The organism is Micromonospora eburnea (assembly GCF_900090225.1).
Taxonomy (GTDB): Bacteria; Actinomycetota; Actinomycetes; order Mycobacteriales; family Micromonosporaceae; genus Micromonospora; species Micromonospora eburnea.
The window spans coordinates 5975389-6001022 of record NZ_FMHY01000002.1 but is presented as its reverse complement, the minus strand read 5'-3'; the positions used below and the strand labels follow the sequence as shown (position 1 = coordinate 6001022).

Genomic DNA, 25634 nt, shown 5'->3' with positions numbered 1-25634 from the left:
GCACCGCCGCGACGGGTTCCCCCGGGCCCCTGGCCGACCTGACGAGGTCGGCCAGGGGCCCCCGGCTGTCAGGGGACCGTCTTCTCGATCGCCGCCCGGCCCAGCTCCGCCAGGTCACGGCGGGCCCGCTCGATGTTCTCCGGGGTGAGGTCCTGCCCCCGGGCGGCCACCAGGTCCTCGGGGTCCCACGGCTGTTCCGCGCCGGTGCGCCGGTTGTCGTCCGCCGCACCGGTGCCGGTGCCGGTCGCCCCGGTCCCGGTGCCGGTCGGCCCGGTTCCCGCCGCGTACGGGTCGCCGAGGATGTCCGGCGTCCCGGTGTCCGGCACCGCGCCGTCCGGCTCGGCGAAGACGGGAGTGTCCCGGTCGGCGCCGCCGCCCGTGCGCAACTGCGGCACCGTGCTGTCGTCGTCCACCGCCGCGGCCGCCTCGGGAGTCTCCTCCAGCGGTCGCTCGCCCCCGCGGTCACGATCCGTCATGCTGCTGCCCTCCTGTCCCGTTCCGTGATCCCCCTGGCGTACCCGGCAGCGGCCGGCCCATTCCGCGCGGAGACCGCGCTGCCGCGGTCGAGTGATGCAGGTCAGGGCTTCCCGACGCCGGCGTCCGGGTCGACCATGCTCGGCTCGGCGCGGCCGTACCCGGCGGTGTCGACCGTCGGCCCGGGGCCGTCGGGCGGGCCGGAGGACTCGGCCGCGGGCTCGGGGCTGTGCAGCCAGTCGCCGGCCGTCGGGTCGGCCCGCACGTCGTCGAGGGCGTCGGTCCGCCCCGGGGCCCCGTCGCCCGGCTGGGCGGTGTCCTCGCCGCGCGGGTCCCGCTCGTCCTCGGGCCGTCCGCTGGCCATCGCGGAGGCGGCCACCGCGTCACCCACGGTGGTCGCCCCGAAGGCCGTCGGCAGCGGGGCCGGGTCGTGGTACTCGGGCCGGGTGTCGGTGTCGGCGGCCTCCTCGGGTGCGTCGGTCCGGGCGGCTTCGGGCTGTTCCGGTGGGACCTGCTGCTCTTCCGGGCGCATGGCAGCGACCTCCTCAGCGGCTCGTGACTCAGGTTCGTGGTCCGGGTGGCGCGGCTGCCCGACCGGGACTCCTTCCCCGCTGATTCCCCGGATGATCCACGCCATGTCCCGCACCTGGCGGTCTCCGCTGCCTCCGAGACCACCACATGCCGCACGTTGGTGGTGGAGGAGTGGCCCACCCCTGCCGTTCCGGCGGGCAGCCGCCGCCATGGGGGTACACACCGGAACATCTCGGACGGTAGTGACGGCCGAGACGGCCGGTAGTGCATCGGTCGGCAATTACGTATCCTGCCCAGGGCGCCCGATCCGGGGCCGGGCGTCGCGGCCGGGACCTCCGGCCGGCAGGCGCCACCCCTGCGACACCTTCCGGGCGAGGTTTGATGAACACCCGTGACTGGCCGATCCGCGCCAAGCTGACCGCGCTGGTCATCGGACCGGTGACCGCGCTGCTGGCGCTCTGGATCTTCGCCACGTCGCTGACCTTCGGGCCCGCCCTCGACCTGCTCGCCGCGCGTACCCTCCTCTACGACCTGGGCCGGCCCGGCGAGGTGGTCGTCACCGAGTTGCAGCGGGAACGCCGACTGTCGGTCGTCCAACTCGCCGGGAACACCGTCCTGCCCGCGCTGGCCGAGCAACGGACCCGCACCGACCGGGCGGTCGCCGAGCTACGCCGCCGGGTCGACGGGCCGGATCTGCGGGACGCCGCCGACGACCTGCTCGACGCCCGGCTCGACCAGCTCGTCTCCGCGCTCGACGCGCTGCCCGCCGGCCGGGGCTTCATCGACGCCCGGAAGGTCGACCGGGCCGGTGCGTCCGGCCTCTACAGCGGGATGATCAATTCGGCCTTCCAGGCGTTCTCCGCGATGGCCGCCCTCCCCGACAACCAGCTCAACCGGGAGGCGCTGGCGCTGACCGCGCTCGGCCGGTCCCGGGAGTTGCTCGGCCAGACCGACGCGCTGCTCGCCGGCGCGCTCACCGCCGGGCGGTACGCCGAGGGCGAGCACGAGCAACTGGTACGCACCATCGACAACCAGCGGTTCCTGGTGGAGAACGCGATGGCCGACCTGCCCGAGCGGGAACGCGCGGAATACCAGCGGTTCACCGAGGGGGAGGCGTACGTCCGGCTGCACGGTCTCCAGGATGGCCTGATCCGCGCCCGCGAGCTGCCGGCCGGGTTCGACGTACGGGCCTGGGAGTCCAGCCAGGCGGCGGTCTGGCAGGGGCTACGGGACTTCGAGCTGCGCGGCGCCGACGATCTGGCCGAGCGGTCCGTGCCGATGGCGGTGGCCATCCTGGTCCGGCTCGCCGCGGCCGGGGTGCTCGGCCTGGTCGCCATCGTGGTCTGCCTGCTGGTGGCGCTGCGGGTCGGCCGGTCGCTGGCCCGCCGGCTGTCCGGGGTCCGCACCTCCGCGCTGGAGATGGCCGAACAGCGACTGCCCGACGTGGTCGCCCGGTTGCGCCGGGGCGAGGAGGTGGACGTCGCCCGGGAGGCGCCCGAGCTGGACCACGGCAGCGACGAGATCGGCCAGGTGGCGCGGGCCTTCAACGAGGTACGCCGCACCGCCGTGCAGGCCGCCGTGGACGAGGTCACCCTGCGCCGGGGCCTCAACGAGGTCTTCCTCAACATCGCCCGGCGCAGCCAGGGCCTGGTCCACCGGCAGTTGGCGCTGCTGGACCGGCTGGAGCGGCAGACCGAGGACCCGGACGAGCTGGCCGGGCTGTTCCAGGTCGACCACCTCGCCACCCGCCTCCGGCGGCACGCCGAGGACCTGGTCATCCTCGCCGGCGCGGCCCCCGGCCGGGGCTGGCGGAGCCCGGTCGCCGCGGTCGACGTGCTGCGCGGCGCGATCTCCGAGGTGGAGTCGTACGACCGGGTGGACGTGGGGGAGGTGCAGCCGGCCGGGGTGCTCGGCCGGGCCGTCGGCGACGTGATCCATCTGCTCGCCGAGCTGATCGAGAACGCCACCGCCTTCTCCCCGCCCGGCACCCGGGTGGACGTGACCGGGCGGAGCGTGCCCGGCGGGTACGCCATCGAGATCACGGATCACGGGCTGGGCATGTCGCCGCGGGCCCTCGCGGACGCCAACGACAAACTGTCCCGCTCCCCGGAGTTCGACCCAACCGACAGCGCCCGGCTGGGCCTGTTCGTGGTGGCCCGGCTGGCCGACCGGCACGGCGTCCGGGTCGAGCTGCGGCTGGCCACCCCGGCCGGCACCACGGCCGTCGTGTTCATCCCGGCCGAACTGGTGACCGACGAGCCGGCGCTCGGCCCGACCGGCCGGGACGCCGGGGCGGCCGGCCCCGACGAGCAGCGGATGGCCAAGGTCACCCGGCTGAGCACGGTGCCCCGACCGCGCGCCGCCCGGCCGGTGCGGGACCGCCCCGAGTCGGCGGTGGTGCCACTCTCCGCCGGCCGTACCTCTTCGGTCGAGCCGCCCGCCGACGGCGACGGCCTGCCCCGCCGGGTCCGTCGGCGCGGCCCCGCGGCCCGGCCCCGGCCGACCGTCGTGGACACCCCGGCGCACCGGCCGCCGGAGGAGGCCCGCCGGGCCATGTCCGCCCTCCAGGCCGGCACCGCTCTGGGCCGCCGGGACGGCGCCCGCGCCGCCGCCGCCCAGTCCACGGGGGGTGGCTCGTCCACCGGCGCGCCCGGGGCGGGGACAACCTCCCCGCCGGTGTCGGCACCCGAACCGCAACCTTCGACCGCAACCGAGAGGGACGCCTAGTGGTGCACATGACGCGGCAGAACGCCGATCTGGACTGGCTGCTCGACGACCTGGTGGAGCGGGTGCCGGCCGCCCGCGAGGCGGTGGTGCTGTCGGCCGACGGGCTCCTGCTCGGCGCCTCGACCGAGCTGGACCGCAGCGACGCGGAGCACCTCTGCGCCCTCGCCTCCGGGTTCTCCGGCCTCGCCAAGGGCGCCACCCGGCACGTGGGTGGCGGCGCGGTCCGGCAGACCGTGGTGGAGATGGAGTCCGCGTACCTGTTCGTCACGGCGGCCGGGCAGGGCGCCTGCCTGGCGGTGGTGAGCGACGCCGACGCCGACATCGGCCTGGTGGCGTACGAGATGGCGATGCTGGTGATCCGGGTCGGGGAGAACCTGACCGCCCCGGTCCGGTCGGCGTCGGGTGGGCTCGATGCGGGCTGAGGCGCCGGGCCCACAGCACGAGTGGCTGGACGCCGCCGCCGGCCCGGTCGTCCGTCCGTACACCCTCACCGGCGGCCGGGTGCGACCGCCGGTCGGCGGCATCGACCTGGTGGCGTTCGTGCGAGCCACCACGGTGGCCGACGCCGCCCGCCTGCCGGGTCTCCAGCCGGAGCATCGGCGCCTGGTCGAGCTGGCCCGGCGGCCGGCCGCCCTCGCCGACCTCGCCGCGGACCTGGACCTCGCCGTCGGCGTGGTCCGCGTGCTGCTCGGCGACCTGCTCGCCCGGGGGCTCGTCGCGGTGCAGCAGCCGCCGGCCGCCGCACACCTGCCCGACGACAACATCCTCAAGGCGGTGGTCAATGGACTCCGTGCGCTCTGACCGGGAGGCGGGCCCGCTGCCGGTCCCGCTGGCTCTGAAGATCCTCATCGCCGGCGGCTTCGGGGCCGGCAAGACGACGCTGGTCAGCTCGTTGAGCGAGGTCCGGCCGTTGCAGACCGAGGAGGTGCTGACCCGGGCCGGCGTCGGTACCGATGACGTCTCCGGGGTGGAGGAGAAGGCCACCACCACGGTCGCGATGGACTTCGGCCGGATCACCATCAACGACGACCTGCAGGTCTACCTCTTCGGCACACCGGGGCAGGACCGGTTCTGGTTCCTCTGGGACGAGCTGGCCTTCGGCGCCCTCGGCGCGGTGGTGCTCGCCGACACCCGCCGGCTGGCGGACTGCTTCCCCTCGATCGACTACTTCGAGCAGCGGGGCGTCCCGTTCGTGGTGGGGGTGAACTGTTTCGACGGGGCCCGGCGGTTCAGCCTGGAGGCGGTACGCGACGCGCTGGACCTGGACCCCGACGTGCCGCTGGTGCTCTGCGACGCCCGGGACCGGCAGTCCGGCAAGCTGGTGCTGATCGAGCTGGTCGAGCACGTCGCCCGGCAGCGCGGCGAGCCGGTGCCGGTGGGCTGACCCGGCGACCGCCGGCCGCCCGTCGGGTCGGGACGCCCGTGGGGGCGGGTCCCGGATAGCGGCCAACCGGTCGGGATCCCGGTCAGCCTCTGGTTGGATCGACCGGAGGACTCGGGCGGAAGGTGGAACCGGTGAGCGCACAGGACACGGTCGTCCACATCGGCGGCTACACGGCGGAGGCGGGTGGGCGGGCCGAGGGCATCGTCGCGGCCCGCCGCGACCCGGTGTCGGGGGAGCTGACCCCGCTCGGCACGGTGGCGGTCACCCCGTCGCCGTCGTTCCTGGTCCGGCATCCGGCGATGCCCGTGCTCTACGCGGTCAACGAGCTGTCCGAGGGGCAGCTCAGCGCGTTCCGGGTGGCGCCGGACGGCGACCTCGACCCGATCGGGGTCCGCCCGACCGGCGGGGCCGAGCCCTGTCACCTGGCGGTCGCCCCGGACGGGCGGCACCTCTTCGTGGCGAACTACGGCGGCGGCAGCGTGGCCGTGTTCCCGCTCGACGCCGACGGCGTACCGGGGGAGCGCAGCGATCTGGTCCGGCACGAGGGGCGCGGCGCCGACCCGCAGCGGCAGGAGCGGGCGCACTGCCACATGGTCTCGCCCGATCCGGACGGCGGGCCGCTGCTCGCCGTCGACCTGGGCACCGACTCGGTCTACCGGTACGACCTCGACACCGCCTCCGGCCGGCTGGTGCCGCTCGCCCCGCGGCTGCGTACGCCGGCCGGCGCCGGGCCCCGGCATCTCGCCCGGCATCCCGACGGGCGGCGCTGCTGGCTGGTCGGCGAGTTGGACGGGACGGTCACCGGGTACGACCTGACCGCCGACGGGCTGCGCCAGCGGATCAGGGTGGACGCGAGCGGGCGGGTCGGCCACGTCCAGCCCTCCGAGATCGCCGTCGGTCCGGACGGCCGCTTCCTCTACGTCGGCAACCGGGGGGTGGGCACGGTGGCCGTCTTCGCGCTCGGCGGCGCGGCGCCCGAGCTGGTTGCCGAGGTCGACACCGGCGGGGAGTGGCCACGGCACTTCGCGCTGGCGGGCGGACACCTCTACGTGGCCGACGAGCGGGCCGACATGATCAGGACCTTCCGGGTGGACTCCGACACCGGGGTGCCGGAGCCGGTGGGTGAGCCGGTGCCGATGCCGAGTCCGACCTGCGTACGGCCGTGAGGCCCGGGCAGCGTGACTCCCCGCCGGGCGGGGTGCCACTCAAGGTAATGTTTCGCTGGTCAACTGTTTCTGCTGCGTAACTTTCGTCCGAACGGATGTGGCAGTAACCCCACGAGATACGCAAGATGGTCACCGTGTCTGGCCGCCATCGCATGCGTTCAAGCCTTCGAGGGGCAGGTGCCGTTGCGGCGGCCACCGCGCTCGTCGTCGTAGTAGCCGGCTCCTGGTTCGGTTACCAGCAGCTGGCGGGACCGTCCTGCTCGGGGCGGATCCAGCTGTCGGTCGCGGCCGTGCCCGAGATCGCTCCCGCCGTCAAGGCGGCGGCCGACCAGTGGGTCAAGGACGGGGCGGCGGTCGGTGACACCTGCGTCGCCGTGAACGTCGCCGCCGCCGAGCCGGTCGACGTGGCCGCCGCGGTGGCGAGCAAGCACGGCGCCACGCTGGCCGGGGTCGGGCAGGCCAGCGGCACGGCGGTGACGCCGGACATCTGGGTGCCCGACTCCTCCACCTGGCTGGTGCGGCTCAAGTCCGGCGGTGCCACCGCCCTCGCCGCGACCACCGGTACCTCGATCGCCCGCAGCCCGGTCGTGGTCGCCATGCCCGAGCCGGTGGCCGCCCGGATCGGCTGGCCGGACAAGAAGCTGACCTGGCGCGATCTGCTGGCCCAGGTCAACAGCAGCAAGGCGCTGCGCGCCGGCATCGTCGAGCCGACCCAGGACGCGGCCGGTCTCTCCGGGCTGCTCTCGCTGAGCGCCGCGGCCGGCGCCACCGGCGGCGCCGGGTCGGCCCAGGCGCAGGAGGCGACGATCGGGGCGCTGCGGGCGCTGGCCACCAACCGGTCCTCGCTGCGGCAGGACCTTCTCGCGCGCTTCCCGCGCTCGTCCGACCCGACGACGATCGCCAACGGGCTGGGTGCCGCCGCGCTCTCCGAAGAGGACGTCATCGCGTACAACAGCACCAAGCCGCCGATCCCGCTGGCCGCGCTCTACCTGGAACCGGCGCCGATGCCGCTCGACTATCCGTTCGCGGTGCTGCCCGGGATCGAGCCGGCCAAGGCGTCGGCCGCGAAGGTGCTCTTCGACGTGCTGAAGACCCCGAGCTTCCGCGACCGGTTGGCCGCGCAGTCGCTGCGCGGGCCGGACGGCAACTGGGGTGACGGGTTCCAGGCGCCGCGGGGCGCACCGGCCCCGGCAGTCGGCGGCAGCTCCGCTCCGCCGACCGGCCAGGGCGCGGCCGAGCTGGACCCGAACGCCATCCAGAAGGCCACCAGCACCTGGTCGGTCGCCACCCAGTCCGGCCGGATGCTCGCCGTCATCGACGTCTCCGGCTCGATGAAGGAAAAGGTGGCGGCCGCCAACGGCGCCACCCGGTTGCAGGTCACCGTGGCGGCGGCGACCCAGGGCCTCCAGCTCTTCGACGACTCCTGGTCGATCGGGCTGTGGACTTTCTCCACCAACCTGAACGGGTCGCAGGACTATCGGGAGGTCGTACCGATCAAGCCGCTGTCGAGCAACCGCAACTCGTTGCGGCAGGGCCTCGCCTCGATCAAGCCGTCGAGCGGCAACACCGGCCTCTACGACACCGTTCTCGCGGCGTACAGGAAGGTCCAGGAGGACTGGGAGCCGGGCAAGGTCAACTCGATCGTGCTCTTCACCGACGGCAAGAACGACGACGACAACGGCATCTCCCAGAAGGACCTGCTCGCCCAGCTCAAGAAGCTGCGCGACCCGGAGCAGCCGATTCAGGTGATCATCATCGGCATCGGGACCGGTGTCAGCCAGGCGGAGCTCGAGCCGATCACGGCGATCACCGGCGGCCGGCCGTTCATCACCGCCGACCCGACCAAGATCGGAGAGATCTTCCTGCAGGCCATCGCGCTGCGGCCGCCGGCACCCCGCTGACCTGGCACTCAGCGAACGGCCTCCGCCGCACCGGATGGTGGATCCGGTACGGCGGAGGCCTTCCGTCTTCGCCCGTGCGGGAGAAGTGACGGCAATACGTCGGAAGTAGCGGCATCGATCCCCGTCGAGGCAAGATGGCTCGGTACCCCGAGCCGTGGTTCCCCGATCGAGCTGGTGCGGTTCGGGTTCGGCCTGCGCGACGTGGGGAGGGCCGGTGACCTCGGCGACGGCGCCGACTTTCGCCGAAACGGCGACGTGGCCGGGCGGCGGCCGTCCCGGTCCGACGACCCGCGCCGCCGAGCGCGCCTACATCCGGGTCCTGGTGGTGCTGGACACCGCCGTGCTCGCGGTCGCCATCCTGGTCGGGTACGTTGCCCGCTTCGGCGACGAGCAGCCGAGCGGCTCCGAGATCCCGTACGTGGTGGTGGCGCCCGCGCTGCTGCTCGGCTGGCTGATCTCGCTGCGCGCGATGCGCTGCTACGACGGCCGGGTGATCGGCTACGGCGCCGACGAGTACCGGCGGGTCAGCGCGGCGAGCCTGCGGCTGGCCGGCGGCATCGCGATCGTCGGTTACATCGTCGAGTTCGGGGTCTCCCGGGGCTTCCTGGCCATCTCCTTCGCGGTCGGCACCATGGGCCTGGAGGTGGCCCGGTTCGCCGCCCGTAAGCGCCTGCACCGCGCCCGCGACCGGGGCGCCGGCTGGTCCCGCAAGGTGCTGGTGGTCGGCGACACCGCGCACGTCCTGGAGCTGGTGCACACCCTGCGTCGCGAGCCGTACGCCGGTTACCAGGTGGTCGGGGCCTGCATCCCGGACGCGCTGCTCGCCCCGGTGCCCCAGCGGCTCGGTGACGTGCCGGTGGTCGGCTCGTTCCGGGGCATCCCGGCGGCGGCCACCGCGATCGGCGCGGACACCGTGGCGGTCACCGCCTCCGGTGAACTGACCGCGGCCCGGCTGCGCCGGCTCGGCTGGCAGTTGGAGAACACCGGGGTCGACCTGGTCGTGGCCCCCGCGTTGACCGACGTCGCCGGCCCACGCATCCACACCCGTCCGGTCGCCGGCCTGCCGCTGATCCACGTCGAGGCGCCCGAGTTCCGGGGCGGGCGGAAGCTGGTCAAGGGCCTGGTCGACCGTTCGGTGTCGCTGGTGTCGCTGCTCCTGCTGCTGCCCCTGCTGGTGGTGATCGCGCTCGCCGTGAGCCTGGACAGCCGGGGGCCGGTGCTGTTCCGCCAGATCCGGGTCGGCCAGGGCGGCAGGGAGTTCGGGGTCTTGAAGTTCCGCACCATGGTGGTCGACGCCGACGCCCGGTTGGCCGAGCTGGCCGCGCGCAACGAGACCGACGGGCTGATGTTCAAGATGCGCGACGACCCCCGGGTGACCCGGGTCGGCAGGCTGCTGCGCAAGTGGTCCCTGGACGAGCTGCCCCAGCTCGCCAACGTGCTGCTCGGGCAGATGAGCCTGGTCGGCCCCCGTCCACCGCTCCCCTCCGAGGTGGCCCGGTACAACGGCGACGTGGCCCGCCGACTGCTGGTGAAGCCCGGCATGACCGGCCTCTGGCAGGTGAGCGGCCGGTCGGACCTGAGCTGGGAGGACGGCATCCGGCTGGACCTCTACTACGTGGAGAACTGGTCGCTCGCCGCCGATCTGACCATCCTCTGGAAGACCTTCGGCGCGGTGCTGCGCAGCCGCGGCGCGTACTGAGCCGGGTCGAGCACTTTTGCGCCTTCGCACAGGTCGGCGGCGGGGGCGCGCCGGGTAGTCTCGGCGCACCATGGCCGAACAACGTGGTCCGCACGGACCTGATGTGAGTAGGGCCGTCGCACTGGACGAGGCGGCTGGCACCCTCCTGGCCGTCTGGGAGGCGGCCCGGGAACGGACGACGAGTCGGCTCTCCGGCGCCCAGTTACGGGCGGTCATGGTCGTGGAGCGGTACGACGGGATCAACCTCCGCCGCCTCGCCACACTGACCCACATGCTGCTCTCCTCGGCCAGCCGGCTCTGCGACCGGCTGGTCGCGGCCGGCATGCTGGAACGGGAGCCGGGCCGGTACGACCGGCGGGAGATCTCCCTGCATCTCACCCCGGCGGCGACCCGGCTCCTCGCCGAGCTGCGCGCCGACCGCCGGCAGCGGCTGGACCGGATCCTGACCGGGATGAGCGCGGAGGGGCGCGCGGCGCTGCTACGCGGGATGCGTGAGTTCGACGAGGTCGCGCGGCGCGGTGAGGCCGCGGAGGGCCGGCCGGTGCCCCAGCCATTTGGAGCGCGGATCGGCGAGCCGCTGCCGGAGGCGGGGGAGATGCCGGGCGAGGCTCCGGCGGCGGCTCCCGCCTGAGCTGGAGCCGGGGTCGCTCAACCGTCGGCGGGTCGCACTCGGTGCGCGGCGGGCCACGCCGGCCGCCGCCCCTGGGTCGCTGCCCGGTCCGCGGTCGCCGCCGGTGGCCGGTGAGGCTCAGCCTTGCAGGTACGCCAGCACGGCGAGCACCCGGCGATGGTCGGCCAGCCGCGGCTCCAGGCACAGCTTGGCGAAGATGTTGCGCACGTACGTCTCGACGGTCTTGCCGCCGACCCCCAGCCGCTGGGCGATGGCCTCGTTCGAGCGTCCCTCGGCCATCAGGGTAAGCACCTCGCGCTCCCGTCGGGTCAGTTCGTCGAGCGCGCTGGCCACCCGCCGCCGGCTCAGCAGCCGCTCCACCACCAGTGGGTCGATCACGGATTCTCCGGCGGCCACCCGCCGCAGGGCGGCGACAAGCTCCTCCACGTCGGCGAGGCGCTCCTTGAGCAGGTAGCCGAAGCCCCGCGGCTCGCGGGCCAAAACCTGGACGGCGCTGCTGCTCTCCACGTACTGGGAGAGGAGCAGCACGCCGATGGCAGGGTGGTCCTGCCGGACCCGTAGCGCTGCGCGCAGCCCTTCGTCGGTGTGGGTGGGTGGCAGCCGGATGTCCACGATGATCACGTCCGGCTGATGCTCGGCGGTGAGCGCGACCAGCCCCGGCCCGTGGTCGGTCTGGCCGACGATGGTGCATCCCGCGTCGGCGAGCAGCCGGACGAGCCCTTCCCGCAGGATCGGGGCATCCTCGGCGATGATCACTCGCACGGCAGCTCCACCCGCAGCCGGGTGCCGCCCAACAGGGGACTCGTCACCTCCAGGACACCGGCCAGCGCGGCCACCCGATCGGCCAAGCCGGCCAATCCGGTGCCGCCGGCCGGATCGGCGCCGCCCACCCCGTCATCGGTCACCTCCACCACCAGCCGGCCGTTCTGGCAGCGGGCGGTCACCGTGACCGCACGGGCCCGGGCATGCTTCATCGCGTTCGACAGCGCCTCGCAGATCGCGAAGTACGCGGTCGCCTCGACCTCCGCCGGGTGCCGCCCGGGCTCGATCGACACCACCACCGGCACGGCGGCCCGCTGAGCCAGGGCGAGCACGGCGGCGCTCAGACCCTCCCTGGTGAGCAGCGCCGGGTGGATGCCCTGGGCCAGATCGCGCAGGTCGTCCAGGGCCTGGTGCAGGGTCTGGGTGGCGGTGCTGACGCTCTGCCGGATCGCCGTGTCCGTGCCACCGGCCAGGCGGGCGTCGAGCTGCCGTAGGGTCATCAGGGCCAGCACCAGCCGGGTCTGCGCGCCGTCGTGGAGGTCTCGTTCCAGCTGCCGCCGCTGCTGGTCGGCCGAGCGCAGGATGCGGGCACTGGCCGCCCGGGCCGCCTCGGCCGCGCGGGCCGCCGCCTCCACGGTGCCGGCCGCCACCTGCCCGTGTAGCCGGGAGTTCTCCACCGCCAGCCGGACCGCCGCGCTCGCTGCGGCGAGCAGCTGTGGATCGTCACCCAGCGCCGGGTCGTGCACCAGCAGCGCGAGCGGTTGGCCTCGGCCATCCACGTAGGTCGCCATGGCGGGGTCGCCGGGCGGCGGTGTGTCGAGCCGGCGTCCGTGCGGGTCGAGATAGTGCGCGGTGCCGCTGTGCCACACCCCGAGCCGCAGGGACGCGTCCCCGAGGACCCGTACCAGCAAGCCGTGCAGCCGCTGCGGGTCGGGCTCGGTGCCGCTGATCTCGATCACCAGGTTGCCCAGCTCGGCGTGGCGCAGCCGTACGTGCAGCAGCAGCACCAGGAAGGCGAACGGTACGGCCACCTCGCTGACGTCGGAGGCCAGCAGCACCACCGGCTGCCCCGGTGCCTCGAACAGCCCCGGGGCCAGGAGGTACGCCACGTCCCAGCCGAGGAAGGCGACGGCCACCAGCGCGGCCGCCCAGACCGGCAGCAGGGCCCGGCGCCGTACCGGTGAGCTGCCCAGCCAGCGACGGACCACGAGGACCAGGGCGGCGACGGTGAGCACCCCGCCGAGGCCGCGGTAGGCCAGGTCGATCGTGGTGAAGAGGTCGGCGTCGGAGACCAGGAGCAGGGCGTTGGGGCCGCAGTCCGGGCAGGACAGGTAGCTCGCCCCGGAGCTGGTGGCAGGATCCAGCACGGTGGCCCGGACCAGCCCACCCGCCGCCACCAGCGCGTACCCCGCGCCGACCAGTGCGCGCGGGGCCCGGCTGCCCAGCCGGCCGTACGGGAAGGCCAGCAGCAGGTGCACGAGGATCGCCATGTTCAACGCTTCCAGCCAGGCGCCGACCGCGAACAGGGCGGGTACCCGGGTGCCCTGGAAGTTGCCCAGGAACCAGGTCACCCCGTCGAGGTAGAGCAGCAGCCAGACCGGATTCCCCGGCCGACGCCACCGGGCCACCAGGCCGGCGGTGGCGAAGGACAAACCGACCGCGAGGTCCCGGGCCCAATCGCTGGGGGAGGCGCCGGTGTTGGCGTACGCCCAGGCGCCGAGGCCGCCCACCGCTACGGCAAGTGCGGCCAGTCCTCCCGCGCGGGCCAGGTCGCCGTCCCTCACGGTGATCACGATATCGGCGAATCTGTCTCGGTAGCGCAGTTGCGGTCGTGAATCGGTCAGTTCTCAGGGCCAGCCCGGATGTGTCGGCGGGCTGAGCCTCCTAACCTTCGAGCGCTTGACTTCGACGGGGAGGGCGGCATGGTGGGATGGCGGCGCCTGGTGGCGAGGGGGGTCGTGGTCGTGACCGCGGCGACGGCCGGGCTGGCCGGCAGTGGTGGTGTTGCCGCCGGGCACCTGGGGGGCGCGGCGACCGATGCGGCAACCGCTGCCGGCCAGCCGCCGGTCCGGCCCGGCGAGGCGGAGGCGATGGCCACCGCTCGCGCCGTTGGAGACCGGGTGGAGGTGCTCAACCAGCGAACCGAGACCCGGCAGGTGTTCGCGAACCCGGACGGCACCTTTACCTCGGAGACCTCTGCCGTGCCGGAACGGCTGCGCCGGGGTGGCGGCTGGGTGCCGGTGGACACCACGCTGCGGTTCACCCCGGACGGTTCGGTGGCCCCGGGCGCCACCGCCCTTGCGATGCGGTTCTCCGGCGGCGGCACCGGTGACCTGGCCACGTTGACCGACCGGGGACGTTCGATGGCGCTGCGCTGGGACGGGCCCCTGCCGCGGCCCACCTTGGCCGGTGCCACCGCCACCTACCCGGGCGTACTACCCGGAGTGGATCTGGTGGTCTCGGCGACCGTGTCCGGGTTCTCCGAGGTGCTGGTGGTCAAGGACCGGCGAGCGGCGGCGAACCCGGCACTGCGCCGCGTGCCGTTCCGGCTGCGTACCACCGACGCGGCGGCCCGTAAGACGGCTGACGGCGGCATCGTCATCGCGGATTCGGCGGGTGAACCGGTTTTCCACTCGCCGCCGGCGCGGATGTGGGACTCCGCCGGCGCTACGGCGAGCGAGACGCGCTCGCTGACCGCCAGACCGGGCCGGGGCAGCCGGGTCAGCCCGCTCGCCACCGAACTGCGTCCGGATGAACTCGCCGTGGTGCCGGATCCCGCGCTGCTGGACCAGGCCACCTTTCCGCTGTACATCGACCCCAGTTTCACCGGCGGCAAGCTGGCCTGGGCGATGGTGGACAAGGCGTTCCCCACCACCAGCTACTTCAACAACTCGCACCGCCCCGAGGCCGGCTTCTACGGCGGCAGCGGGGTGAAGCGGTCGTTCTTCCGGATGGACACCGACAACGTCAACGGCAAGCACATCCTGTCCGCCACGTTCCGGATCACCGGGGAGTGGACCTACAACTGGTCGTGCAGTGTCAAGCCCTCGGTCCACCTGTACCTGACCGGCGCCATCTCCAGCTCCACCACCTGGAAGAACCAGCCGAGCTGGGCCGACCACCTGGACAGCTGGTCGGGCTCGCTGGGGCATGAGGGCTGCGCGGTGCGGCCGATCGAGTTCAACGCCACCGCCGCGGTGGTCCAGGCGGCCAGCAAGAAGTGGTCCAACACCACCCTGGGGCTGAGGGTGCCCAGCGCCGAGGAGGGCAACAGCAACTACTGGTTCGGGTTCAAGAACGACCCCAAGCTGGTGATCAACTACAACTCGGTCCCGTCCGTCCCGACCGGGACGGCCACCTCGCCCGGCACCCCGTGCGTGACCGGGTCGGGCCGGCCGTACCTGAACAGCACCAGCCCGAAGCTGCTCGCCGAGATATTCGACCCGGACAAGGCGAACGACGGGGTACGCGCCGAGTTTCAGGTGAACTACTACAACCCGGCGACCAGCGCCTGGGAGGCGTACGGGGCGAACCGCACCACCAGCTACGTGTCATCGGCCACCCCGGTGACGCACAGTGTCACGCTGTCGGTGAGCGGCGGGGGCACGTACTCCTGGCGGGTGCGGGCGTACGACGGCACCGACGCCAGCGGGTGGACCGGATGGTGCGAGTTCACCGTGGACACCTCCGACCCGGCCTCCCTGCCCCAGGTCGACTCGATCGACTACCCCCGGGACACCCCGGACGAGTGGCACGGCGGGGTGGGCCGCCCGGGTGCGTTCACCTTCCGGCCGGGGGCCGGCGACACCGACATCACCGGCTACCGGTACGCGCTGAACGACCCCAACGTGCAGCGGTCGGTGACCGCGCCGAGCGCGGGCGCGCCGGTGACGGCGCAGGTGGCGCCCACCCACGACTGGCTGAACACGCTCTACGTCTGGCCGGTCGACAAGGCCGGCAACGTGGGCCGCACCTACGCCACGTACGACTTCTATGTGGCCGGGGCGAGCGGGCCGGTGGCGTACTGGGCGTTCGACGAGAGCGCCGGCAGCACCGTCGCCGACGCGGGTGCCGGCAGCGGACACCCGGTCACCCTGGCCAACGGCGCCGGCCGGAGCGCGGGCCGGCTGAGCCGGGCGGGCAAGTTCGACGGCGTGGACGACTACGGCGTGACCGCCGGCCCGGTGCTGGACACCACCAAGGCGTTCTCCGTCTCGGCCTGGGTCCGGCTGACCTCGAACAGCCGCAACAACACCATCATCAGCCAGGGTGGTGACCGGGCCAGCGGTTTCCAGCTCTACTATTCGTCCGGCTACGACCGGTGGATCTTCAACCGGCACGCCACGGACACCGACAACCCGACCATCATCCGGGCGGTCTCCGAGCAGCCGCCGGTGCTCGGCGCGTGGACCCACCTGCTGGGCGTGTACGACCCCACCTACCAACAACTGCGGCTGTATGTCAACGGCCGGTTGCAGACCCCGGCCACCTTCACCACGCCGTGGCGGGCCACCGGCCCGGTGCAGTTGGGCCGCCTCCGGTACAACGGCGGCTACCAGGAGAACTTCACCGGCGACATCGACGAGGTGAAGCTGTTCGACCGGATCGTCTCGGACGACCCGCGGGCCGGTGAGAACGTCGAGCTGGCCAACCGGCCGACCGAGGTGCGGGGTGCCTGGGCGCTGGACGAGGGCGGCGGCACCACGTCTGCCGGCGCGCCGGGTGCCGCCCTGACGCTGGCCGGTGGCGCCACCTGGACGTCGGACGAGCGAGGCGGCAACGCCCTTCAACTGAACGGCACCACCGGCTACGCCAGCGCCTCCTCGGAGGTACGCACGGCGGACAGCTTCACCGTCTCGACCTGGGTCCGGTTGACCGCCGACGATCGCAACTACACCGCGGTCGGCAAGGACGGCGCCCACATGAGCGCGTTCTTCCTCGGCTACCGGGTGTTCGGCGACGGCACCAAGGCGTGGTCGTTCAGCCTGCCGTCGTCCGACGCCACCTCCGGCTACAGCTGGGTCTTCGTCAACTCGGCCGAACCGCCCACACTCGGCGAGTGGACCCATCTGGTCGGGGTCTACGACTACCCGATGGGCAAGGTCCGGCTCTACGTCAACGGCCAACTCGTCAACGAGCTCCCCCTGGCCAGCCACTGGAACGCGCCCGGCGCGCTGGAGGTCGGGCGGGCCAAGTGGAAGGACTCGATGGTGGATCACTTCGCGGGGGACATCGACGACGTACGCATCCACGTCGGTGCCATGACCGACCGCGAAGTGCTCGACATGTACCTGTCCGCGCTCCTCGGACAGTGACCGCGGCGAGCGTCCCTCGTGATCGACACCAGTGCGACCGGAGGCAACCGATGAGACGACTCCTGGCGTGGTTCCTGCCCTGCGTGGTGGCCGCGGCCAGCCTGCTGGTCGCGCCGCCCCGGCCGGCCGGCGCGCAGCCCGCCGCCTGGCGCGTGCCGGGCCTGCCCAGCGAACAACCGGTGGCCGGGGCGGCCCACCGCGCCTCACCCGCCCCCGCCGACCCGACCGCCGGTCACTCCTGGACCGCGCCCTCGGTGGAGTGGCCCCGGGCCGGGGTCGCCGAGGTGGATCTCGCCGCCGCGCCGGCCACCGGCCGTACGCGCGGAGTGCGGGCGGGCAACACGCCGGTGTGGGTGCGGCCGCCCGTGGACCGGCCGGGCGCATCCGGCGCAGCCGCCGCGAAACCTGGGCGGGTCCGGGTCGAGGTGTTCGACCGGACCACCGCCGATCGGGCCGGCGTCACCGGGCCGGTGTTCCGGATCAGCGCCGCCGGCCAGCCCGCCGGGACGGTCACCGACGCCGTGGCACCCGCGCCGGTGTCGTTCAGCCTCGACTACTCCGGGTTCCGGGAGGCGATCGGTGGCGACTGGGCGACCCGGCTGCGGCTGGTGCGCCTGCCAGACTGCGCCCTGACCTCGCCGCAGCGCGTCGGCTGCCGGTCGGCGGCCCCGGTCACCAGCCACAACGACCCGGCCGCCGGTCAGGTCTCCGCGGAGGTGGCCGGCGGTGGCGTGTTCGCGTTGGCCGCCGCCGCCTCCGGCTCCGCCGGTGACTACGCGGCGAGCCCGCTGACCCCCTCGTCCACCTGGCAGGTGGACGCCCAGACCGGCGATGTGAGCTGGGGTTACCCGCTGCGGGTGCCGCCAGCGCCCGGACCGCTGGCGCCGACACTGGGCCTCGGCTACTCGTCGGGGAGCGTGGACGGCCGTACCGTCTCCACGAACAACCAGCCCTCCTGGGTCGGTGAGGGCTTCGACTACACGCCGGGATTCATCGAGCGCAGCTACAAGGCGTGCGTCGACGACAACATCAAGCCGCGGAAGGGCGATCTCTGCTGGGCGTACGACAATGCGACGCTGTCGTTGAACGGCCGGGTGGTGGAGCTGATCCGGGACGACGACACCGGCGAGTGGCGGCCCAAGAACGACGACGGCTCGCGGATCGAGCGGCTGACCGGGGCGGCCAACGACGACAACAACGGCGAGTACTGGCGGGTGACCACCGTGGACGGCACCCAGTACCACTTCGGCAGGCAACGGTTGCCCGGCTGGGCCACCGGCGACCGGCAGACCAACTCGACCTGGGTGGTCCCGGTCTTCGGTGACGACGCGGGCGAGCCGTGCCACGGCAGTACGTTCGCCGACTCGTGGTGCCGGCAGGCGTGGCGATGGAACCTCGACTACGTGGTCGACCCGCACGGCAACGCGATGTCGTACTTCTACACGGCCGAGACCAACTACTACGGCCGCAACCTCAGCTCCAGCACGCCGACCTGGTACCACCGGGGCGGCTACCTGACGGAGCTGCGCTACGGGCAGCGCGCCGACGCGATGTACAGCGCGTCCGCCCCCGCCCGGGTGCTGTTCAGCACCGCCGAACGGTGCCTGCCGACCAGCGGCTTCGACTGTGCCGAGAACAAGTTCACCAAGGACAACGCCAAGTACTGGCCGGATGTGCCGTACGACCAGAACTGCGGGTCCTCCGGCACCTGCGACAACATGGCACCGTCGTTCTGGTCCCGCAAGCGGCTGACCGCGGTCACCACCCAGATCCTCAAGAGCGGCTCGTACCAGGACGTGGACACCTGGTCGTTGGAGCAGCAGTTCCTCGCCCCCGGCGACGGCACCAGCCCGTCCCTGTGGCTGTCGGCGATCCGGCACACCGGAAAGGTCGGCGGCACGGCGACCATCCCGGACGTACGCTTCGGCGGCATCCAGATGGACAACCGGGTCGACGCGGTGGAGGGCATCCCGCCGATGACCAAGTGGCGGGTCTCCTCGATCGACAACGGCAACGGCGGCCTGTTGTCGATCACGTACTCGGACCAGGACTGCGTCGCGGGCAGTACGCCGGAGCCGGCCACCAACACCCGCCGGTGCTTCCCGCAGTACTGGACGCCGGAGGGCTACTCGGACCCCAAGCGGGACTGGTTCCACAAGTACGTGGTCACCGAGGTGGTCCAGGTGGACCGGACCGGCGGCGGCCCGATGGACGTGACCAGCTACGACTACCTCGACGGCGCGGCCTGGCACTACGACGACGATGACGGCCTGGTGCCGGTCAAGCGCAAAACCTGGTCGCAGTGGCGCGGCTACGGGCGGGTCCAGATCACCCGAGGCGCCGGTACGGGCCCGAAGTCGGTGACCGAGACCCGCTACTTCCGGGGCATGGACGGCGACCGCACCGCCGCTGGCGGCCAGAAGAGCGTGACCGTGACCGACTCGGAAGGCACCGCGGTCACCGACGCCGATCCGCTGGCCGGCGCGATCCGTGAGGAGCTGCGTTACGCGGTCGCGGGCGGCTCGGTCACCGAGGCGAAGGTGCACGACCAGGCGTTGTACGGTCCGGTCGCCACGAGGACCCGCAGCTGGGGCACCACCCGCGCGTACCGGGTGCGGGAGGCCGGCGTCAAGACGCGCGTCGCGCTGGACGGCGGCGGCTGGCGGCGTACCCGGAGCACCGTCACCTACGACGACAAGGGCCTGCCCACCCAGATCGACGATGCCGGCGACGTGGGCACCACCGAGGACGACCTGTGCACCCGGTACACCTATGCCCGGGCGACCGACCGCTGGATGCTCAACTACGTCAGCCGCGAGGAGAAGGTGGCGGTTTCCTGCCAGGCGACGCCGTCCCGCCCCGGCCAGGTGGTCTCCGACGAGCGGACCTTCTACGACGGCGGCGGTTTCGGCTCCGCGCCCACCGCGGGTAACCCGACCCGGACCGAGGAGGTCACCGGCTACCCCAACGGGGTGGCCAGCTACCTGCCGATCGAGCGGAAGAGCTTCGACGGGTACGGCCGGGTGACCGCGGTGACCGACGCGTTGGGCAACACCATCACCACGGCGTACAGCCCGGCCTCGGGAGGGTTGACCACCCGGGTGGTCACCACCAACCCGAAGGGCTTCCAGACCATCGAGGACTTCGATCCGGCCTGGCACCTGCCGATCGCCCAGACCGACCCCAACGGCAAGCGGGCCGACCTGGCCTACGATCCGCTCGGCCGGCTGGTGTCGGTGTGGAAGCCGGGCCGGAGCAAGAGCAGCCAGACCCCGAACATCAAGTACGAGTACCTGATGCGGGGCGACGCGCCGTCGGTCGTGTCCACCGCGACGCTGACCCACACCGGCGAGTACGCCACCTCGTACGAGCTCTACGACGGCCTGCTGCGGGCCCGGCAGACCCAGGGACCGGCGCCCGGCGGCGGTCGGGTGATCACCGACACGAGCTACGACAGCCGGGGCAACGTGGTGGTGCACAACGACCGGTACTACGCCGACGGCAACCCGGGCGGGGTGCTGTTCGTCCCGGCCAGCGACGATCTGGTGCCCGGCCAGACGATCACCGAGTACGACGGGATGGGGCGGGCGACCGCGGAGATCTTCCGGGTCCGGGGCACCGAACGCTGGCGCACCACCACGTCGTACCGGGGTGACCGGATCGACGTGACGCCGCCGCCGGGCGGAACCGCGGCGACGAAGATCGTGGACGCCCGTGGCCAGACCACCGAGCTGCGCCAGTACCGTTCGGGCACGCCGACCGGCGGATACGACAGCACCCGCTACACCTACACCCCGTCCGGGCAACTGGACAGTGTGACCAATGCGGCCGGCAGCGTCTGGCGGTACAGCTACGACCTGCGGGACCGGAAGATCTCCGAGAGTGACCCGGACAAGGGAACCAGCGGCTACGTCTACGACGACCTGGACCGGGTGATCTCCACCACCGACGCCCGGGGGATCACCCTCGCCTCCACGTTCGACGAGTTGGGCCGGCAGACCGCGCTGTACGAGGGCTCGACCAGCGGCACGAAACGGATCGAGTGGAGCTACGACACGGTGGCCAAGGGGCAGCTCTCCGCGACCGTCCGGTACGTCGGCGGCCAGGCCTACCGGCAGGAGGTCACCGGCTACGACGACGGCTACCGGCCCACCGGGATGCAGGCCGTCATCCCGGCGGCCGAGGGCAAGCTGGCCGGCACGTACGCCAGCACGGCGGAGTACAACGTGGACGGCAGCCTGCACCGGATGGTGCTGCCGGCCGGCGGCGGGCTGCCCGCGGAGACCATGCTGTTCGACTACAACGAGCTGGGCATGCCGACCACCACCCGCGGGCTGACCACGTACGTCACCAGCACCTCGTACAGCAAGCTGGGCCAGCCGTTGCAGACCATGCTCTCCGCGGGCGGCACCCGGGTGCTGCGGGCGAACTACTACGAGGAGGGCACCAACCGGCTGAAGCGGGTGCTGGACCAGCGGGAGACCGCGCCCAGCGTGATCGCGGACACCAACTACGAGTACAACGCCGCGGGCGATATCACGAAGATCGCCGATGTCGCGTCGGGGTCCGCCGAGGTGCAGTGCTTCCGGTACGACCACCTGCAACGACTGACCGAGGCGTGGACGCCGGCCGGTGACTGCGCCGCCGAGCCGAGCGCCTCGGCGCTGGCCGGGCCGGCGCCGTACTGGCAGAGCTTCGGCTACGACGCGGCGGGGCGGCGGTTGAGCCAGACCGACCACAGCGTGGCCGGCGACAGCACCCAGTCGTACGGCTACCCGGCGGCGGGCGACGCCCAGCCCAACGGCCCCCGCACGGTGAGCATCGCCGGCGGGGCGCGGGCCGGCCAGGTCGACCGGCTCGACTACGACCGGGCGGGCAACGTGACCACCCGGGCGGTCGCCGGCCGCAGCCAGACCATGGCCTGGGACCCGGAGGGGCACCTGGCCACGGTCACCGAGAACGGCAAGACCACCGGGTACGTCTACGACGCGGACGGCAACCGGCTGCTCGGCAAGGAACCCACGGCGGTCACGCTGTATCTGTTCGGCTCCGAGTTGCGGCTGGACACGACCGCGAACACGGTGTCGGCCACCCGTTACTACAGCCACGGTGGCCAGCCCGTGGCGGTCCGCACCGGTGGCAAGCTCTGCTGGCTGCTCACCGACCACCACGGCACCCCGACCATCACCGTCGACGAGGCCACCCAGCAGGTGACCCGCCGCCGGTTCACCCCGTACGGCGAGACGCGCGGCACTGTGCCGGGCAGTTGGCCGGGGACCCGCGGGTACGTGGGCGGCACCGCGGACAGCACCGGGCTGGTGCACCTCGGGGCCCGGGAGTACGACCCCCGGCTCGGGATCTTCATCTCGGTCGACCCGGTCAACGACCCGAACGATCCGCAGCAGATCCAGCCGTACGCGTACGCCCGGAACAATCCGGTGACCCTGTCCGATCCGGACGGCCGGGCGGCCATCATCAGCATCCCGGTGTCCCGCTACTACTACCGGGTGTACGGGCACGGATACGCCTGGGTCGTCCAGGCCACCGTGTCGCTGGTGGTGCTGATCTTCTTCGGCCTGTTCATCCCGCTCGGTTTCACCGTGTCGTACCGGGTGATCTCGAAGTATCCGTACGGCCCGAGGTCGTTCCCCAAGCCCTACATCGATCGGTCCGGCGGTAAACGGGCACAGCCCAAGCCGCACCGGGCGGACCAGCCGATCCCGCAGGGCAACCTGGCCCCCGGGGAGGACGACAGCGTGCCCGCCTGGATGGAGGACCTGCTGGACAAGGAGTTCCGCCGCAAGCTGGGGCGCAGCTTCATCCCGGGCCGCAAGATGAAGGGCCTGGAACGGACCGCCGCGGCGCTGTCCCTCCTTGAGCCGCCGCCGCAGCGTAAGCCCAGCGGGAAGCTGAAGTTCGCCGCCTGGTGGGTCCGGCACATCCGGTACGAGGGCTCGGCCTGCATCGTGGTCCTCTGCGTGACCGGTACGTTCCAGGACGGCACCATCGGGGTGGGCCACCAGATCGGCATCTTCGCGCCCGGTGGGGCGTTCGGCATCGGCTACGCCTCGGCGAAGCCGAGCGACCAGGCAGCCGTGTCGGAGCAGGGCTGTGCGTTCCTGTGTCTGTTCTCGGGCAAGCGTGCCAACGGTCGGGGCGAATGGTACGGCGGCAGCATCACCAGCGGGGTCGGCGCCGGGGTCGGCCCCACGGACTGGAGCTGGGCGCCGTGGGGCTCGGTCTCGGACGACATGCGCCGTCATCCGGAGAAGTGGGAGAAACCCTAGTCAGGATGCGCCGGCCGGCGGGATCACCCCGTCGGCCGGCGGCGCCGGCACCCGGCCGCGTGCCCGAGTGACGCCTCGCTCCGCCGGAAGATCGCGCTCAACACAGGAAGTGGTGGCAGCGCAGCCCGCACGACACCACTCGATCCAGGATCGAGCACGATCTTGCGAGGCGCGGCGAATTCCAGGGCAGGTCAGCCGGCCGGCCGAGGCGTCTTCCGGGCTGGTCAGTGTGGTAGGTAGGTGGCCGGGTCACCCCGTTCGGGCGAGCCAGCCGACCGGGCGGTCGATGATCCGGCGGACCACGGAGGCGGCGCCGCCGACCGCCGCGGAGCGTGCGCCGAGGGTCGCCGGGCGTACCGTGACCGGTGCCCACGCCGCGGTGAGCACCCGCCGGGAGACCTCGGCGACCACCGGCGGGGAGAGCCACGGGGCGAGCGGGGCGTAGCCGCCGCCGAGGACCACGGTGTCCAGGTCCAGCAGGTTCACCACGCCCGCCACGGCCACCCCGAGGGCCGTGCCGGCGTCCGCCAGGGCGGTCAGGGCGGCCGGGTCGCCGGCCCCGGCGAGGTCCGCCAGCCGGGCCGCGGCCGTGTCGGCGGGCAGTTCCGCGCCGGCCAGCCCGGCGGCGGCCAGGATGGCCTCCTGGCCCGCGTACTGCTCCAGGCAGCCCTGGCCGCCGCAGCGGCAGGGCCGCCCCTGCGGGTGCACCGGGAGGTGACCGATCTCGCCGCTCCAGCCGCGGGCGCCCCGGTAGAGCGTTCCGTCGAGCACGATCCCGGCGCCGATGCCGATCTCGCCGGAGATGTGCAGGAAGCTGGCGGGCCCGGGCGGGCCGGCGTGCAGTTCGCCGAGGGCGGCCAGGTTGGCCTCGTTGTCGACCACCAGCGGGGGGATCCCGTCGACCGGCTCGGCGAGCGGGTGCCCGCCGAGCAGCCCGGGGACGTCCACGTCCCGCCAGCCGAGGTTGGGGGCGAGCCGGACCAGGCCGCCGTCGCCGACCAGGCCCGGTACGGCGAGCGCCGCGCCGGCCAGGGTCAACCCGTCGCGTACGGCCGCGGCGCAGGCCTCGGCGGCGAGCCCGGCGAGCCGGTCCAGGGCGGCGGCGGGGGAGAGCGGGCGCAGGTCGGCGCGGCGTACCAGGTGGTGGCGGACCGCGCCGCTCAGGTCGACCACGCAGGCCGCCAGGTAGTCGACGTTGACCTCCAGCCCGAGCCCGGCGGGGCCGTCGGTGGCCAGCACCAGGCCGCGGGCGGGCCGCCCGGCACCGGTACGCGGCGCGGGCGCCGCCTCGGCGACCAGCCGGCCGGCGATCAGGTCGTCGACGACGGCCGAGACGGTGGCCCGGGTCAGCCCGGTGCTGGCGGCGAGCGCGGCCCGGGAGGGCGGACGGTCGGCGGCGGCGATCCGCCGGAGCACCACCGCGAGGTTGAGCTCGCGGAGGCTGCCCTGCCGGACCGCCCCGGTGATGTTGGCCATGGTCACCCCTTGACACTGCCACACCGTGGCCATTTAATTCAACCACTGAACAAATCGAGGACGACACCACCGGAGGTCTGTCATGGCACCTCGTCCCACCCCCGCCGACAAGTTCTCCTTCGGCCTCTGGACGGTGGGCTGGCCGGCCCGTGACCCGTTCGGCGACGCCACCCGGCCCGAGCTGGACGCGGTGGAGGCCGTGCACCGGCTCGCCGAGCTCGGCGCGTACGGGATCACCTTCCACGACGACGACCTGATCCCGTTCGGGGCGGACGCCGCCACCCGCGACGCCCACCTGACCCGGTTCCGCAAGGCCCTCGACGAGACCGGCCTGGTGGTGCCGATGGTCACCACCAACCTCTTCAACCACCCGGTGTTCAAGGACGGCGGCTTCACCAGCAACGACCGGGACATCCGCCGGTACGCGCTGCGCAAGGTGCTGCGCAACGTCGACCTCGCCGCCGAGCTGGGCGCCCGCACCTTCGTCATGTGGGGCGGCCGGGAGGGCGCCGAGTACGACCTGGCCAAGGACGTCCGCGCCGCGCTGGACCGCTACCGGGAGGCCGTCGACCTGCTCTGCCAGTACGTCGTCGACCGCGGCTACGACCTGCGCTTCGCCATCGAGCCGAAGCCGAACGAGCCGCGCGGCGACATCCTGCTGCCCACGATCGGGCACGCGATGGCGTTCATCTCCACCCTGGCCCACCCCGAGCTGGTCGGCCTCAACCCCGAGGTCGGCCACGAGCAGATGGCCGGGCTGAACTTCGCCCACGGCATCGCCCAGGCGCTCTGGCAGGGCAAGCTGTTCCACATCGACCTCAACGGCCAGCGGGGCATCAAGTACGACCAGGACCTGGTCTTCGGTCACGGCGACCTGCTCAACGCGTTCGCCCTGGTCGACCTGCTGGAGCACGGCGGCCCGAACGGCGGCCCCGCGTACGACGGGCCGCGCCACTTCGACTACAAGCCCTCCCGCACCGAGGACATCGACGGGGTGTGGGCGTCGGCGGCGGCGAACATGCGCACCTACCTCCTGCTCAAGGAGCGGGCCGCGGCGTTCCGGGCCGACCCGGAGGTGGCCGAGGCGCTGGCCGCCAGCAAGGTCGGCGACCTGGCCACGCCGACGCTGGGCGCCGGGGAGAGCTACGCCGACCTGCTCGCCGACCGCACCGCGTTCGAGGAGTTCGATGCGGCGGCGGCCGGGGCGAAGGGTTTCGGCTTCGTCCGGCTCAACCAGCTCGCCGTCGAGCACCTGCTCGGCGCGCGCTGAGGCGGGCCGCC

Annotated in this window: 16 protein-coding genes; 11 read left to right on the top strand and 5 right to left on the bottom strand. The window is 73.0% G+C overall.

The annotated features are described in order from the left end of the window. Nucleotides 1–68 precede the first annotated feature (68 nt). On the bottom strand, nucleotides 69–476 hold the full coding sequence (locus tag GA0070604_RS25975; RefSeq protein WP_091124046.1) for a hypothetical protein: 408 nt from the start codon (nucleotides 474–476) through the stop codon (nucleotides 69–71). Between the two features lie 101 nt (nucleotides 477–577). Continuing rightward, a complete protein-coding gene (locus GA0070604_RS25970) occupies nucleotides 578–1006 on the bottom strand; it encodes a hypothetical protein (RefSeq protein WP_091124044.1) in 429 nt (142 codons plus the stop codon). A 380-nt stretch (nucleotides 1007–1386) separates the two neighbouring features. Here GA0070604_RS25970 and GA0070604_RS25965 point away from each other — a divergent pair, with 380 nt between their 5' ends. From GA0070604_RS25965 to GA0070604_RS25930, 8 genes are all read left to right on the top strand, one after another. Beyond that, complete coding sequence (locus GA0070604_RS25965) at nucleotides 1387–3732, top strand: sensor histidine kinase (RefSeq protein ID WP_091124041.1); 2346 nt, start codon at nucleotides 1387–1389, stop codon at nucleotides 3730–3732. An 8-nt stretch (nucleotides 3733–3740) separates the two neighbouring features. Further along, nucleotides 3741–4154, top strand: a complete 414-nt coding sequence (locus tag GA0070604_RS25960; protein ID WP_208602170.1) for a roadblock/LC7 domain-containing protein — start codon at nucleotides 3741–3743, stop codon at nucleotides 4152–4154. Continuing rightward, nucleotides 4144–4533, top strand: a complete 390-nt coding sequence (locus GA0070604_RS25955; RefSeq protein WP_091127418.1) for a DUF742 domain-containing protein — start codon at nucleotides 4144–4146, stop codon at nucleotides 4531–4533. The genes GA0070604_RS25960 and GA0070604_RS25955 overlap by 11 nt, the downstream gene beginning before the upstream one ends. Beyond that, nucleotides 4514–5116, top strand: a complete 603-nt coding sequence (locus GA0070604_RS25950; protein ID WP_091124033.1) for a GTP-binding protein — start codon at nucleotides 4514–4516, stop codon at nucleotides 5114–5116. Before GA0070604_RS25955 ends, GA0070604_RS25950 begins: the two co-directional genes overlap by 20 nt. A gap of 131 nt (nucleotides 5117–5247) precedes the next feature. Next, complete coding sequence (locus tag GA0070604_RS25945) at nucleotides 5248–6282, top strand: lactonase family protein (RefSeq protein WP_208602169.1); 1035 nt, start codon at nucleotides 5248–5250, stop codon at nucleotides 6280–6282. Nucleotides 6283–6434: 152 nt separating this feature from the next. After that, nucleotides 6435–8183, top strand: coding sequence for a VWA domain-containing protein (locus tag GA0070604_RS25940; protein ID WP_091127417.1), 1749 nt, complete (start codon nucleotides 6435–6437; stop codon nucleotides 8181–8183). Nucleotides 8184–8397: 214 nt separating this feature from the next. Further along, complete coding sequence (locus GA0070604_RS25935; protein ID WP_091124026.1) at nucleotides 8398–9882, top strand: sugar transferase; 1485 nt, start codon at nucleotides 8398–8400, stop codon at nucleotides 9880–9882. 103 nt (nucleotides 9883–9985) lie between these two features. Beyond that, complete coding sequence (locus GA0070604_RS25930; RefSeq protein ID WP_244162087.1) at nucleotides 9986–10513, top strand: MarR family winged helix-turn-helix transcriptional regulator; 528 nt, start codon at nucleotides 9986–9988, stop codon at nucleotides 10511–10513. Nucleotides 10514–10630: 117 nt separating this feature from the next. Here the strand turns inward: GA0070604_RS25930 and GA0070604_RS25925 are convergent, their stop codons facing one another. Continuing rightward, the gene (locus GA0070604_RS25925) at nucleotides 10631–11275 is read right to left on the bottom strand and encodes a response regulator (RefSeq protein WP_208602168.1); all 645 of its coding nucleotides are present in this window, start codon (nucleotides 11273–11275) and stop codon (nucleotides 10631–10633) included. Next, complete coding sequence (locus tag GA0070604_RS25920) at nucleotides 11266–13059, bottom strand: ATP-binding protein (RefSeq protein WP_208602167.1); 1794 nt, start codon at nucleotides 13057–13059, stop codon at nucleotides 11266–11268. The genes GA0070604_RS25925 and GA0070604_RS25920 overlap by 10 nt, the downstream gene beginning before the upstream one ends. 138 nt (nucleotides 13060–13197) lie before the next feature. Between GA0070604_RS25920 and GA0070604_RS25915 the strand changes: the two genes are divergently transcribed. Together GA0070604_RS25915 and GA0070604_RS25910 are read left to right on the top strand one after the other, a co-directional pair. Further along, a complete protein-coding gene (locus GA0070604_RS25915; RefSeq protein WP_141721400.1) occupies nucleotides 13198–16590 on the top strand; it encodes a LamG-like jellyroll fold domain-containing protein in 3393 nt (1130 codons plus the stop codon). Between the two features lie 50 nt (nucleotides 16591–16640). Then, nucleotides 16641–22877: an RHS repeat-associated core domain-containing protein gene (locus tag GA0070604_RS25910; RefSeq protein WP_141721399.1), complete on the top strand. Its 6237-nt coding sequence runs from the start codon at nucleotides 16641–16643 to the stop codon at nucleotides 22875–22877. 249 nt (nucleotides 22878–23126) lie between these two features. On the opposite strand, the gene GA0070604_RS25905 is transcribed toward GA0070604_RS25910, so the two are convergent. Next, entirely contained in the window at nucleotides 23127–24386 is a 1260-nt protein-coding gene (locus GA0070604_RS25905) for an ROK family protein (protein WP_091124010.1), read from the bottom strand. A 49-nt stretch (nucleotides 24387–24435) separates the two neighbouring features. Here GA0070604_RS25905 and xylA point away from each other — a divergent pair, with 49 nt between their 5' ends. Further along, a complete protein-coding gene (xylA, locus tag GA0070604_RS25900) occupies nucleotides 24436–25623 on the top strand; it encodes a xylose isomerase (protein WP_091124008.1) in 1188 nt (395 codons plus the stop codon). Nucleotides 25624–25634 lie beyond the last annotated feature (11 nt).

Excerpts from the sequence above, each read along its gene's own strand:
- GA0070604_RS25975 (WP_091124046.1), bottom strand. The coding sequence starts at position 476 with ATGACGGATCGTGACCGCGGGGGCGAGCGACCGCTGGAGGAGACTCCC.
- GA0070604_RS25970 (WP_091124044.1), bottom strand. The coding sequence starts at position 1,006 with ATGCGCCCGGAAGAGCAGCAGGTCCCACCGGAACAGCCCGAAGCCGCC.
- GA0070604_RS25965 (WP_091124041.1), top strand. The coding sequence starts at position 1,387 with ATGAACACCCGTGACTGGCCGATCCGCGCCAAGCTGACCGCGCTGGTC.
- GA0070604_RS25960 (WP_208602170.1), top strand. The coding sequence starts at position 3,741 with ATGACGCGGCAGAACGCCGATCTGGACTGGCTGCTCGACGACCTGGTG.
- GA0070604_RS25955 (WP_091127418.1), top strand. The coding sequence starts at position 4,144 with ATGCGGGCTGAGGCGCCGGGCCCACAGCACGAGTGGCTGGACGCCGCC.
- GA0070604_RS25950 (WP_091124033.1), top strand. The coding sequence starts at position 4,514 with ATGGACTCCGTGCGCTCTGACCGGGAGGCGGGCCCGCTGCCGGTCCCG.
- GA0070604_RS25940 (WP_091127417.1), top strand. The coding sequence starts at position 6,435 with ATGCGTTCAAGCCTTCGAGGGGCAGGTGCCGTTGCGGCGGCCACCGCG.
- GA0070604_RS25915 (WP_141721400.1), top strand. The coding sequence starts at position 13,198 with ATGGTGGGATGGCGGCGCCTGGTGGCGAGGGGGGTCGTGGTCGTGACC.
- GA0070604_RS25910 (WP_141721399.1), top strand. The coding sequence starts at position 16,641 with ATGAGACGACTCCTGGCGTGGTTCCTGCCCTGCGTGGTGGCCGCGGCC.
- GA0070604_RS25905 (WP_091124010.1), bottom strand. The coding sequence starts at position 24,386 with ATGGCCACGGTGTGGCAGTGTCAAGGGGTGACCATGGCCAACATCACC.
- xylA (WP_091124008.1), top strand. The coding sequence starts at position 24,436 with ATGGCACCTCGTCCCACCCCCGCCGACAAGTTCTCCTTCGGCCTCTGG.